We start from the raw sequence: 12,744 nt of genomic DNA, 5'->3' as shown, positions 1-12,744 counted from the left end.
GGGGGAAACACGACAGGGAACGCAGATGTCCCGTCGCCCGCATTCATGCACAGGAGACCACCATGACCGCTTCCCCGACCGCGCGCTTCATCGCCGCGCGCGACTTCCTGCAGCGCCACCGCCTCGACTACGACACCGCGTACCGCGACTACCGGGCCCCGCGGCTGGACACCTTCAACTGGGCCCTGGACTTCTTCGACGTCCAGGCCGCCGGCAACGACACGCCCGCCCTGTGGGTCGTCGAGGAAGACGGCAGCGAGCGCACCCTGAGCTTCGCCGAGATGGCGGTCCGTTCGAACCAGGTCGCCAACTGGCTGCGCGCGGCCGGCGTGCGGCGCGGCGACCGGGTGCTCCTGATGCTGCCGAACCGCGTCGAGTTGTGGGAAATCATGCTGGCCGCGATCAAGCTGGGCGCCGTGCTGATGCCGACGACGATGCTCGTCTCCGGCGCCGACCTGGAAGACCGCATGCGCCGCGGCGGCGTCGCCCACGTGGTGGCGCAGGCGTCCGAGGCGCACAAGTTCGCCGCGCTGGGCGACGGCTTCACCCGTATCAGCGTGGGCGGCGCGCCGGCCGGCTGGCGCGACGTCGCCGCGAGCCACGCCGCGGCGCGCGACTTCGTGCCGGACGGGCCGACCATGGCCACCGACCCGCTGCTGCTGTACTTCACGTCCGGCACGACGGCCAAGCCCAAGCTGGTGCTGCACAGCCAGCAAAGCTATCCGGTGGGCCACCTGTCGACGATGTACTGGATCGGCCTGCAGCGCGGCGACGTGCACTGGAACATCAGCTCCCCCGGCTGGGCGAAACACGCGTGGAGCTGCTTCTTCGCGCCCTGGAACGCGGGCGCCACGGTATTCGTCTACAACTACGAGCGCTTCTCCGCGCGCGCCTGCCTGGACACCATCGTGCGCTGCGGCGTCACCTCGCTGTGCGCGCCGCCGACCGTGTGGCGCATGATGATCAAGGAAGATCTCGCCGCCTGGCGCCCGCCGCTGCGCGAGCTGGTGGGGGCGGGCGAGCCGCTCAACCCGGAAGTCATCGAGCAGGTCGAAAGGGCCTGGGGCATCCGCATCCGCGACGGCTTCGGCCAGTCCGAGACGTCCTGCCAGATCGGCAATCCGCCCGGCCAGCGCGTCAAGCCGGGATCCATGGGTCGGCCGCTGCCGGGCTTCGCGATCGCCTTGCTCGACCCCGACGACCGCCCGGCCGAGGAGGGCGAGATCGCCCTCGCCCTCGATGCGGGCCCGGTCGGCCTGATGCTGGGCTACGAAGGGGACGCGGACAAGACGGCCGACGTGATGCGGGCCGGCCACTACCACACGGGCGACACGGCCCGCGTCGACGCCGACGGCTACTACTTCTATGTCGGCCGCAACGACGACGTGTTCAAGTCCTCGGACTACCGCATCAGCCCCTTCGAGCTGGAGAGCGTGCTGATCGAGCACCCGGACGTCGTGGAGGCGGCCATCGTGCCCAGCCCCGACCCGCTGCGCCTGTCCGTGCCGAAGGCCTTCGTCGCGCTGCGTCCCGGCGTGGAACCGACGCGCGCGCTGGCCGGCGCCATCTTCGCGTTCGCGCGCGAGCGGCTTTCTCCCTACAAGCGCATCCGCCGCCTGGAGTTCACGGAGCTGCCCAAGACGATCTCCGGCAAGATCCGGCGCGTCGAACTGCGCCACGCGGAGGCGGCGGGGCAGCGGGTGGGCGTCGAATTCCGCGAGGAGGAGTTCGAAGGCTGACGGAAGGTGGCGCGCCGCCGAGACGTGCGGCACAATGCTATAAAAAGAGCAATAATGCGTGCTGTCCGCCGGCGGCGCCTTCCACCATCCACCACCCCACAACGTCATCGCAATGAGCACCAAGTCTTCCATCTACGAAGTCCGGAAATCGCCCATCCACGGCAACGGGGTCTTCGCCCTGCGCGACATCGCGGCCGGCGAGCGCATCATCGAATACCGTGGCGAGCGCATCAGCTGGGACGAGGCGACCCGGCGCGCGGCCGAGCGCGGCGGCCCCGTCAACCACACCTTCTATTTCAGCCTGGCCGACGGCAATGTCATCGACGGCGGCCGGCGCGGCAACGACGCGCGCTGGATCAACCACGCCTGCGGCCCGAACTGCGAAGCCTACGAGGAGGATGGCCGCGTGTACATCCACGCGCTGCACGACATCGAGGCCGGCGAGGAGTTGAACTACAACTATGCGCTGATCTACGACGAGCGCCACACGCCCGCGCTGAAGCGCCTGTTCGCCTGCCGCTGCGGCACGCCGGAGTGCAACGGCACGATGCTGGCGCCGAAGAAGCGCGCAAAAAAGGGCGCAAACGCGGCTGCGTGAAGCGCGAATCCGCCAGGCCCGGTAAGATGGCGGGACCGATAACAACAAGACGCTCGCACCATGAAACCCGTCGTCCGCAGCCTGCTCGAAACCGATCTGTACAAATTCACGATGTGGCAGGCGCTGCTGCACATGCACCCGAACGCCGTCGGCGAATACGAGTTCAAGTGCCGCAACACGCCCGCCTACCCGCTGGCCGACCTGAAGGAAGAGGTCGAGCGCGAACTGGATCACTTGTGCACGATGCGCTTCACCGAGGACGAGGTGGGCTACCTGCGCACGCTGCGCTATATTAAAAGCGACTTCGCCGACTTCCTCACGCTGTTCCGTTTCCAGCGCAAGTTCATCCAGGTCGAGACCGACGGCCCGCACCTGCGCATCCGCGCCTGCGGTCCGCTCGTGCACGTGATGGGCTTCGAGATCTACGTGCTGTACATCGTCAACGAGCTGTATTTCCGCCGCTTCGACCAGGAAGCGGCGCTGGCGGAGGCGCGCAAGCGGCTGCAGCAGAAGATCGACGAGCTGCGCGCCTTCGAACAGGAGCCGAAGCGCCAGCACCCGTTCGAATTCTCGGACTTCGGCGTGCGCCGGCGCTTCTCGGGCCAGTGGCACGAGGAAGTCGTGGCCACGCTCGTGCGCGAGATCCCGCAATTCTTCAAGGGCACGTCGAACGTCTACCTGGCCAAGAAGTTCAACATCGTCCCGATCGGCACGATGGCGCACGAATACATGCAGGCGTTCCAGTCCTTCGACGTGCGCCTGCGCGACTTCCAGAAGAAGGCGCTGGAAGATTGGGTGCAGGAATACCGCGGGGACCTCGGCACCGCGCTGACCGACGTGGTGGGCATGGACGCCTTCCTGCGCGACTTCGACCTGTATTTCGCCAAGCTGTTCGACGGCCTGCGCCACGACTCGGGCGACCCGGTCGCGTGGGGCGAGAAGGCGCTGGCCCACTACGCCAAGCTGCGCATCGACGCGCGCACCAAGCGCCTCGTCTTCTCGGACGCGCTGACGATCCCGAAGGCGCTGATGCTGTACCGTCACTTCGCCGACCGCGTATTGACCGGCTTCGGCATCGGCACCAAGCTGACCAACGATACCCAGTTCGACCCGCTGAACATCGTCATGAAGCTCACCCGCTGCAACGGCCAGCCCGTCGCCAAGCTGTCCGACAGCCCGGGCAAGGGCTTTTCCACGGACGAGACCTTCATCGCCTACCTGCGCCAGGTGTTCGACCAGCGCATCTGATGCCCGCGGCGACTGTGGCCGCTACGCCACAGTCGCCCATCCCGTCCACAGTGTAGTGGCTTGCCTTGACGGCAACTGGGACAATTTGCCCGTACGGCCGGACCGCATTTTCCGCTAGCATGCGGGGATTATGCTGTCCCGAAGTCCGCCGCTTGCAGGCGGCTTCCATCCCGACCCGCCGGCCAGTGCGCCGCGCAGGCGCCGCACGCCGCCGCACGGTACCCATCGGCCGTGCCGCCACCGTCTTACGTTGGACTATCTGCCATGTCGAATGTCGAAGCAAAACTTGCCGCGCCGGCCGAACCGGTCGCCGGCGCGCTGGCCCCGGCCATGAACACGCTGTCCCAGTACTGGGTGCTGACCAAGCCGCGCGTGACCCAGCTGACCGTGTTCTGCGCCGTGATCGGCAGCCTGCTGGCCGCCCCCGGCTTTCCCGGCTGGGCCGTGCTGCTGTGGAGCGCGGCCGGCATCTGGCTGCTGGCCGGCGCCGCCTTCGCCGTCAACTGCCTGATCGAGGCCGAGGTCGACGCCCGCATGGCGCGCACGGCGCGCCGGGCCACCGCCCGCGGCGAGATCACGCGCAGCCGCACCGTGCTGCTCTCCCTGCTGATCGGCGCGACCGGCATGGCCATCCTGTACGTCGAGGTCAATCCGCTCACGATGTGGCTGACGCTGGCCACCTTCGTGGGCTATGCCTTCGTCTACACGATCCTGCTCAAGCCGAACACCTCGCAGAACATCGTCATCGGCGGCATCGCCGGCGCCATGCCGCCGGCGCTGGGCTGGGCCGCGGTGGAGAACGCCGTGCCGCTCGAAGCCTGGCTGATGGTGCTGGTGATCTTCCTGTGGACGCCGCCGCACTTCTGGGCGCTGGCCATGTACCGCCGCGACGACTATGCGCGCTCCGGCCTGCCGATGCTGCCCGTGACGCACGGCATGGCCTACACGGGCCGCGCCGTCTGGCGCTACAGCATCGTGCTGGCGGCAGCGTGCGCGCTGCCGTACCTGGTGGGCATGAGCGGCTGGCTCTACCTGGCCGCCGCCATCGTGTTGAACGCCGTGTTCCTGCGCCATGCCTGGCTGGTGCACCGCCGCTACAGCGACCAGGTGGCGCGCAAGGCGTTCGCCTGGTCGATCGCCTATCTGGCATTTCTGTTCGCGGCGCTGCTGGCGGATCACTACCTGATGCCGTTGCTGGCTTAACAGCAAGCCCGATCGGTCCACGTCGTCCCGGCGCAGGCCGGGACCCAATTTCCGCACGTGTCGCGGCTGTGCAAGCAACATGGGGTCCCCGCCTTCGCGGGGACGACGGTCAGATGGCCGCAGTCGTCTGTAGCGCCCGCTGCAGATCCTCCAGCCCCGCCGGCTTGGTGAGGTGCAGGTCGAACCCCGCCGCGCGCGCCCGTTCCACGTCCGTCTTCTGTCCATACCCCGTCAGCGCCACCAGGCGCAGGCCGGGCGCGCCCGTGCGGCGCAGGATCGCGGCCAGGCCGTAGCCGTCCATGTCGGGCAGGCCGATGTCGAGGATCGCCACCTCGGGGTGGAATTCGCGGGCCGCGGCCAGGGCCTGGCCGGCCGTGTACGCCGTGCGCACGTCGTGGCCCAGCTGGGCCAGGAGGGCGGCGGCGGTGGCGGCCGCATCCTCGTTGTCGTCGACCAGCAGCACGCGCAGGCGGCGGCAGTCCGGCGCGCGTGCGGGCGCCGCGGGCGCGGCCGGCGCGGCGGCCAGCGGCAGCACCACCTCGAAGCAGCTGCCGCGTCCCGGGCCGGCGCTGCGGGCGGCGACGCCGCCGCCGTGCAGCTCGACGATGCGGCGCACGATCGCCAGGCCCAGTCCCAGTCCGCCCGTGCGGCGCGCCAGCGGCTGCGGCGCCTGGTAGAACGGTTCGAACACGCGCGCCGGCAGCTCCGGCTCCATGCCCACGCCGTTGTCCTCCACGCGCAGGTGGGCGCTGCCGTCCAGCGCCTCCAGCGTGACGCGCGTGGCGGTGCTGCCGAAGCGCGCCGCGTTCGACAGCAGGTTGTTCAGCACCTGGGCCAGGCGGCTCTCGTCGCCGTCGACCCACAGCGTGGCCGGCGCCCGCAGCGCGATCGGCTGGTCGGGCAGGGCGGCCACGGTCTGGCGCGCCAGTTCGGCCAGGTCGAGCGGGCGCAGGTCCACCTGCAGCTTGCCCGAGGCGATGCGCGAGACGTCCAGCAAATCGTCGACCAGGCGCTTCAAATGGCTGACCTGGCGCCGCATGATCGTGCGTTCGCGCCGTCCGGCCGGCTCGTCGCGCATGTCCATCAGGTCGAGCGAGGCGACGATGGGGCTCAAGGGGTTGCGCAGCTCGTGGCCCAGCACGGCCAGGAACTCGTCCTTGGCGCGGCCGGCGTTCCTGGCCTCGCCCAGCGCCTCCTCCTGGCGTTCCAGCGCCTCCTTGAGCGATACCAGCAGGCGCGAGCGCTCGTCCTCGTGGGCGCTGCGCTGGCGCGCCGTCGCTTCCAGCGCCTGGCCGATGCGCTGCATCTCGCGGATGCGCGACGGGGCGATGGCGACCGGGGCACCGGCGCCGAGGGCGGCGGCGCCCCGTTCCAGGCGCTCGATGCCGCGCACGATGCGCGCCGCCAGCCACGAGGCCAGGCCGATGCACACGGCCAGCGACAGCACGATGGCGGCGCCGTACAGCGCGAAGCCGCTCACGGAGCCGCTCATGAAGCCGCTTACCAGGTCCGCGCGCAGGGGCGCCGGCGGGGCGCCGACGGCCACGGTCCAGCCATAGTGCGACAGGCGGGTGTAGGCGGTGACGACGTCGTCGCCTTCGAGGGTGGTGGTGACGCCGACGTTCTCGGGCCCGCCGGTGCGCATCAGCCGCACCAGCGTCGGGCTGGGCGGACCGCCGAGGACGGTGGGGCGCGAGCGCGCGACCAGCGACCCCGTCGCGTCCATCACGCCGAGCACGGAACCGGCCGGCGCGCGCTGGCGCGCGATGACGCGCTCGATGCGGTCGGGACGCACGACGGCGGTCAGCGCGTACAGGCGGCCGGCGCCGTCGCTGACGGGAATGCGCACCGGCACAGCGAATTTGCCGCTCTTGCCGCGCGCGATGTGGCCGACCACGGGCCGGCGCAGCGCCAGCACCTGCTGCAGGCTGGCCGGGTCGGCGATGGGCGCCGGCGCCGCGCCGAACGGGGCATTCGTGCGGAACAGCATATTGCCGTCCGCATCGGACAGGATCACGGACAACCATTCGTTCTGGGAGCGCGCCTGCTGGACGGCGATCGCGTAGAAATCGCGGATATTGCCCGCCGCGAGCGCGGGGCTGCGGGCCATGCTGCTGAGGGTGGCGACGGTGCCGTCGAGCTCCGCGTCGACGGCGCTGGACAGGGCGCGCGCCAGGTCGAGCATCGAGCGCTGCTGTTCGCGCTGGCGGTATTCCGAGGCGGCATGCAGGTTCCACACCCCGAGGGCCGCCAGCGGCAGCAGGCCGATCGCCGTGAGCAGGATCAGCAGGTGGCGCAGGGAGAGGGTGGGCCCGCTGGATGCGCGCATGTGTTTCCCGGAATAAAAGATGTAATTATAGGTCAAGCGGCCGCGCTTATCGGCCGTCCTGATGGCCGTCCCAATGGCCGTCCGATGGCGCCATCGGTTCAGGCGCGCACATACCGGGCAAGCCGGTTCGCGTACAGTCGGCTTACCTATTCATTTTGGAGCCCATCATGGATTCGATCAACCGCAACCAACCCGAACAGAATCGCCGCGACCTGGCCGGCATCGACGCCGCCAAGCGCGTCAAGGACATGGCCGACGAGGCCGAATCCTGCTTCTTCTGCACCACCGGCGCCACCGGATCGACCGACGGCGTGCGCCCGATGAGCGTGCGCAAGGCCGACGACGCCGGCAACCTGTGGTTCCTGTCCGCCAGCGACAGCCACAAGAACCACGAGCTGGCCGCGAATCCCGCCGCGAAACTCTATTTCCAGGTCGGCCACCACGCCGGTTTCCTGGAACTGGAAGGACGGGCCGAGGTCATGCAGGACCGCACCATGATCCACGAACTGTGGAATCCGCTGCTCAAGACCTGGTTCACCGAAGGCGAGGACGACCCGCGCATCACCGTGATCCGCTTCACGCCCCGGACCGGCTACTACTGGGACAACAAGCACGGCAGCGTGGTGGCCGGCGCCAAGGTCGCCGTCGGCGCGCTGATCGGCAAGACGCTCGACGATTCGATCGAGGGGCGCCTGACCTTCTGATCCGGAAGGAGAAGGGGGGAGGACCACCTGCCGGCGGCCAAGGCGGGCGCCGGCATCGCGCCGTGCGCCGGTGCAGCGGATATCGACTTGTCCGGCACGGGTGGCGTGCCGGCCGGCCCCTTTGGGCCGTGGCCGCCGGCTGCGGCAAGGATGGACGCAACGAGACGCGACGAGACGCAGCGCCCGCAGCGCGCCAGCCTGCTCAGCGCGGGGCCAGCCTCCACAACTGGGTGGGCAGCGCCAGCGGCGCGTCGCGCCGGAACCAGGCGGAATCCTGGATGCGCGAGGACGTGACGTACAGCGCCCCGTCCGGTCCCTGGGCGAAGCTGTCCGGCCAGCGCAGGCGCGGGTCGCGGGCGACGAGCCGCAGGCCGCCCGTCGCGCCCTGGCCCAGGTCGCGCGCCTTCACGGCATTGTCCTCGATCGATGTCACGTACAGCGTGTCGCTGCCGCGCCCGATCCAGAAACCGTCGGTCGGCCCGACCTGGCCGTAGGGCTGCACCGCGGCGGCGACGTCCTGCCCCGCCAGGCCGCGCGTGGCCAGCACGGCGGAGGGGATGCGGTACAGCGTCGTGCCCGTGAGCGGCTTCCAGTACAGCCAGGCGCCGTCGCCGGACAAGGCGATGCTGTCGGCGGCGATGCGCACGTCGCGGCCGTCCGGGTAGCGCAGCGTGCGGCCGTCCGTCTCGACGGTGACGCCCCGTTCGGGCTGTGTCGACGGATGGCCGTCCAGCACGCGCCGCGCGGCGCCCGAAGCGAGGTCGACCACGACCAGGGCGCCGCGCTGGCCGGAATCGGTGAGGAAGGCCAGGCGGCCGTCGGGCGAGAAGCGCACGTCGTTCAGGTAGGAACCGGGAATGGCGACGTCCTGGCCGAAGCGGATCGCCTGGACGACCCGGTTGCTGGCCAGGTCGATGCGCACCAGCTTGGGTCCGCCCGGCACCGGGCCCATCATCGCCGGGGCGGCCGGGTCGAGTACCCACAGGCTGCCGCGGCCGTCCGCCACCACGCTCTGCACGCAGACCCAGTGATCGGCCGGATCGAGCTCGTCGCGGCGCACGTTGCGCCAGGCATTCCAGGCGCCGTCGGGGTAGGGGCGCAAGACGCCTCCCGGCAGCACTTCGGCGACCGAGACGGGCGCATCCTCGGTCCAGCGCGGAAAGTTGACGAAGATGCGCCCTCGCTCGCCGACGGCGACGCCGGTGACCTGGTGCCCGAAGGCGGCCACCTGTTCGAGGCGTACCGTATTGCCGTTCCAGCCGCCGGCCGCGGCGGCGGCCGTGGCTGCAATCGCGACGATGCAGGCGGCCAGCTTGTGTGCGAACCTCATGTCTGCCTCCCGTTGAATGCGGCGCGGCCGCAGGGAAGACCGATTCTGGCATGGCGCCCGCGCGATCGGCCTAGGAGCACGCCGGTTCTGCGCTGGGACTTTGACGACACGCCGGGAACGATTCCGAGCGCGGATGGCGCGCCGCGTGGCGGGCCCGTCCACCCGAAAGGCAGGGGAGTGCGCCATTTGCCGTGGCCGTGGCACAATGACAAGCATGAACCGCATCGACTTGCCTTCTGTCATGACGTCCTCGGCGCATGCCGTATCGGGCTGGCGTCCGCAGCTCTCCCGCGCCAGCGCCGTGCTGACCCACGAGGTCGTATCGGTCGACGAGCGCGGCCGTCGTACGACGCTGGACATCCCGGCCGAGCGTCCGCTCACCGTGTACGTGGACAAGCGCGAACTGGTCACCCTGATGACCCTGGGCGGCGCGCCCGAAGCGCTGACGCTGGGCTGGCTGCGCAACCAGCGCCTGGTGCGTTCGCTCGACGAGGTGGTGTCGGTCCAGGTCGACTGGTCCGTCGACGCGGTGGCCGTCGTCACCCGGGACGGCATCCGCGACGTCGAGGAGCGGACCGCCAGGAAAGTGGTCACGACCGGCTGCGGCCAGGGTTCCGTGTTCGGCGGACTGATGGACGAGGTCGACCGCATCGTGCTGCCGCCGGACGCGCGCCTGCGCCAGTCGGTGGTGTACCGGATCGTCGAGGCGATCCGCAGCCAGCAGTCGGTGTACAAGCAGGCCGGCTCCGTGCACGGCTGCGCGCTGTTCGATGCCGACGGCGAGCTGCTGTGGTTCGTGGAAGACGTCGGCCGCCACAATGCCGTCGACGCGATCGCCGGCCTGATGTGGCTGGAAGGGATGAGCGGCGCCGACAAGGTGTTCTATACGACGGGACGGCTGACGTCCGAGATGGTGATCAAGGGCGCGCAGATGGGGATTCCCTTCCTGCTGTCGCGCTCCGGCACCACGCAGATGGGGCACCGGGTGGCCGGGCAGCTCGGCATGTCGCTGCTGGCGCGCTGCAGCGGCCGCCATTTCCTGCTGCTCTCCGGGGCCGAGCGGCTGGTGTTCGAACCGGAGCTGCTGGCCGCCGTCGATGCGGAATATGCGGCCCGCGCCGCCTCGGCGGCCCCGGCCGCCCCGGCCGCCCAGCGCGCGCCCTGATGTCCCTGGCCGACGCCATCGCGCGCGCCTTCGCGCTGCTGTTCACGGGCGACCCCGGCCTGTGGCGCATCATCCAGGTCTCGCTCGCCACCAGCCTTGCCGGCCTGCTGCTGGCCGCGCCGCCCGCGGTGCTGCTCGGCTACGCGGTGGCGATGTACCGCTTCCGCGGGCGCCGCATCGTGATCTGGCTGGCGCAGGCGGCGCTGTCGCTGCCCACCGTGCTGATCGGCCTGCTGCTGTACCTGCTGCTGTCGCGCCGCGGGCCGCTGGGCGACCTGCAATGGCTGTTTTCCCAGCCCGGCATCGTGCTGGGGCAGTGCGTGGTGGCGCTGCCCGTGCTGGTCGCGTTCACGCTGGCGGCCGTGCAGGCCGTCGACCCGCGCTATGCCGAGACGGCCGTCACGCTGGGCGCCTCGCGCGCGCAGGTGATGGTGCGCGTGCTGCATGAAGCGCGCTTCGGCGTGATGGCGGCCGTGCTGTCCGGCTTCGGCAGGGTGATCTCGGAGGTGGGCTGCGCGCTCATGGTGGGCGGGAACATCGAAGGCGAGACGCGCACCATGACCACGGCGATCGCGCTGGAAACCAGCAAGGGCGAGTTCGCCCAGGGCATCGCGCTGGGCATCGTGCTGGTGACGCTGGCCCTCGTGATGAACGGCATGCTGATGGTGCTGCAGGGCGACGCCCACGCGGCGCGGGGCCGCGAATGATGCCGGATGCCGCCGGGACGGCCGAGCGCCGCAAGGCCCTGCTGGGCGTGCGCGGCCTGCGCAAGCGCCATGGCGAGCGTGTGCTGTTCGACATCGACCATCTGGAGATCGCCACGCACGCCGCCTATGTGCTGACCGGCATGAACGGCGCCGGCAAGAGCACGCTGCTGCGCGTGCTGGGCGGACTGGAGCGCGCCGAGATCGACAGCCTGCGCTTCGAGGGCCGCGAGGTGCGCCACCATCCGTATCCGCGCGCCCTGCGCCAGGCCATCGTCTACGTGCACCAGCACCCGGTGCTGTTCTCGAGCAGCGTCGCCCACAACGTCGGCTACGGCCTGGCCCTGCGGGGCGGGACAGCGGCGCAGCAGGCGGCGCTGGTCGAGGAAGCCATGGCCTGGGCGGGTGTCGCGCACCTGCAGGGCACGGACCCGGCGCGCTTGTCCGGAGGAGAAAAGCAGCGGGTGGCGCTGGCGCGCGCCCGCATCCTGCAGCCGCGCCTGCTGCTGCTGGACGAGCCGACCGCCAACCTGGACGGCGCCGCGCGCGAACAGGTGATCGAACTCATACCGACGCTGGTCCAGCAAGGCAGCAGCGTCGTCGTCGCCTGCCACGACCGCGACCTCATCAACCTGCCTGGCGTGCAGCGTCTCAAGCTGCGCGACGGCCGTCTCGAAACCCGCTGACCACAACCAGGAGATGTCCATGCAACGCCGTTCCATCCTCGCCTTTGCCCTGAGTGCCGCACTCGCCGCGCCCTTCGCCCACGCCCAGCAGGACGGCGACGGCAAGGTATTGCGCCTGTCGACCACCACCAGCACGGAGAACTCGGGCCTGCTCGCCTATCTGCTGCCGTCCTTCGAGGCGAAGACGGGCATCAAGGTCAAGGTGATCTCGGTCGGCACCGGCAAGGCGCTGGAGCTGGGCAAGAACGGCGACGTCGACGTCACCCTCGTGCATGCGCGCCAGCTGGAAGACAAGTTCGTGGCCGAAGGCTGGGGCGTCGACCGCCGCGACGTGATGTACAACGACTTCGTCGTGGCCGGCCCGACGGCCGACCCGGCCAGGGTCAAGGGGGAGCGCGACGTGATCGCCGCCTTCCGCAAGATCGCGTCCGGCAACGTCAAGTTCATCTCGCGCGGCGACAATTCCGGCACCGACGTGATGGAAAAGGGTTACTGGCAGGCGGCGGGCACCAGGCCGGCCGGCGCCAACTACGTGTCGGCCGGGCTTGGCATGGGGGAGGTGCTGAACATGGCGTCCGAGCTGGGCGCCTACACGCTGACCGACCGCGCGACGTATGGCGCCTACAAGGCCAAGACGGGCCTGGCGATCCTGGTCGAGGGCGACAAGCGCATGTTCAATCCCTACGGCATCATCGCGGTCAATCCGGACAAGCACAAGGGCATCAACTACGGGGGCGCGAAGCAGCTGATCGCGTGGATGACCTCGCGCGAGGGGCAGGCGAAGATCGCGGCGTTCAAGCCGGACGGGGAGCAGTTGTTCTTTCCTTCGGCAAAGTGAGATATTGGGGAGCCATATCGACACACGTCGTTCCCGCGCAGGCGGGAACCCATGCTGAAGCTCCGAAGTCAGACCCATTTGAATGCCGGGGCGTGTTTAACAAACGGAATTCGGTTGCTCAGTATGGGTTCCCGCCGTCGCGGGAACGACGGTGTTTCTTGTTCGCGAATATATATTTCCTACACCGGCCTGCGAATCCG

11 protein-coding genes are annotated in these 12,744 nt (G+C 69.8%); 9 read left to right on the top strand and 2 right to left on the bottom strand.

Annotated features, from left to right (window positions below):
- Positions 1-62: 62 nt before the first annotated feature.
- From QPK32_RS02435 to cyoE, 4 genes are all read left to right on the top strand, one after another.
- Entirely contained in the window at positions 63-1,739 is a 1,677-nt protein-coding gene (locus QPK32_RS02435) for an AMP-binding protein (RefSeq protein ID WP_290411185.1), read from the top strand.
- Between the two features lie 112 nt (positions 1,740-1,851).
- Positions 1,852-2,337, top strand: coding sequence for an SET domain-containing protein (locus QPK32_RS02430; protein WP_290411184.1), 486 nt, complete (start codon positions 1,852-1,854; stop codon positions 2,335-2,337).
- Between the two features lie 60 nt (positions 2,338-2,397).
- Positions 2,398-3,585: a nicotinate phosphoribosyltransferase gene (pncB, locus tag QPK32_RS02425; RefSeq protein ID WP_290411183.1), complete on the top strand. Its 1,188-nt coding sequence runs from the start codon at positions 2,398-2,400 to the stop codon at positions 3,583-3,585.
- Positions 3,586-3,915: 330 nt separating this feature from the next.
- Entirely contained in the window at positions 3,916-4,788 is an 873-nt protein-coding gene (gene cyoE / locus QPK32_RS02420) for a heme o synthase (protein WP_290411391.1), read from the top strand.
- Positions 4,789-4,897: 109 nt separating this feature from the next.
- Here the strand turns inward: cyoE and QPK32_RS02415 are convergent, their stop codons facing one another.
- Positions 4,898-7,117: an ATP-binding protein gene (locus tag QPK32_RS02415; RefSeq protein ID WP_290411182.1), complete on the bottom strand. Its 2,220-nt coding sequence runs from the start codon at positions 7,115-7,117 to the stop codon at positions 4,898-4,900.
- Positions 7,118-7,284: 167 nt separating this feature from the next.
- On the opposite strand from QPK32_RS02415, the gene QPK32_RS02410 reads away from it, so the two are divergent.
- On the top strand, positions 7,285-7,821 hold the full coding sequence (locus QPK32_RS02410; protein ID WP_290411181.1) for a pyridoxamine 5'-phosphate oxidase family protein: 537 nt from the start codon (positions 7,285-7,287) through the stop codon (positions 7,819-7,821).
- A 202-nt stretch (positions 7,822-8,023) separates the two neighbouring features.
- Here QPK32_RS02410 and QPK32_RS02405 read toward each other — a convergent pair whose 3' ends face one another.
- Complete coding sequence (locus QPK32_RS02405) at positions 8,024-9,151, bottom strand: L-dopachrome tautomerase-related protein (RefSeq protein ID WP_290411180.1); 1,128 nt, start codon at positions 9,149-9,151, stop codon at positions 8,024-8,026.
- 214 nt (positions 9,152-9,365) lie between these two features.
- On the opposite strand from QPK32_RS02405, the gene QPK32_RS02400 reads away from it, so the two are divergent.
- Genes QPK32_RS02400 through QPK32_RS02385 form a run of 4 tightly spaced genes read left to right on the top strand, consistent with a single transcriptional unit; the run spans position 9,366 to position 12,544 of the window.
- On the top strand, positions 9,366-10,316 hold the full coding sequence (locus QPK32_RS02400; protein ID WP_290411179.1) for a formate dehydrogenase accessory sulfurtransferase FdhD: 951 nt from the start codon (positions 9,366-9,368) through the stop codon (positions 10,314-10,316).
- Entirely contained in the window at positions 10,316-11,023 is a 708-nt protein-coding gene (locus QPK32_RS02395) for an ABC transporter permease (protein ID WP_290411178.1), read from the top strand. The genes QPK32_RS02400 and QPK32_RS02395 overlap by 1 nt, the downstream gene beginning before the upstream one ends.
- Complete coding sequence (locus QPK32_RS02390; protein ID WP_290411177.1) at positions 11,020-11,706, top strand: energy-coupling factor ABC transporter ATP-binding protein; 687 nt, start codon at positions 11,020-11,022, stop codon at positions 11,704-11,706. The genes QPK32_RS02395 and QPK32_RS02390 overlap by 4 nt, the downstream gene beginning before the upstream one ends.
- A 19-nt stretch (positions 11,707-11,725) precedes the next feature.
- Complete coding sequence (locus QPK32_RS02385) at positions 11,726-12,544, top strand: extracellular solute-binding protein (RefSeq protein ID WP_290411176.1); 819 nt, start codon at positions 11,726-11,728, stop codon at positions 12,542-12,544.
- The last annotated feature ends 200 nt before the right edge of the window (positions 12,545-12,744 follow it).

Source organism: Massilia sp. YIM B02763 (genome assembly GCF_030412015.1).
Taxonomy (GTDB): domain Bacteria; phylum Pseudomonadota; class Gammaproteobacteria; order Burkholderiales; family Burkholderiaceae_D; genus Telluria.
This window is presented reverse-complemented; position numbering and strand designations above follow the sequence as displayed.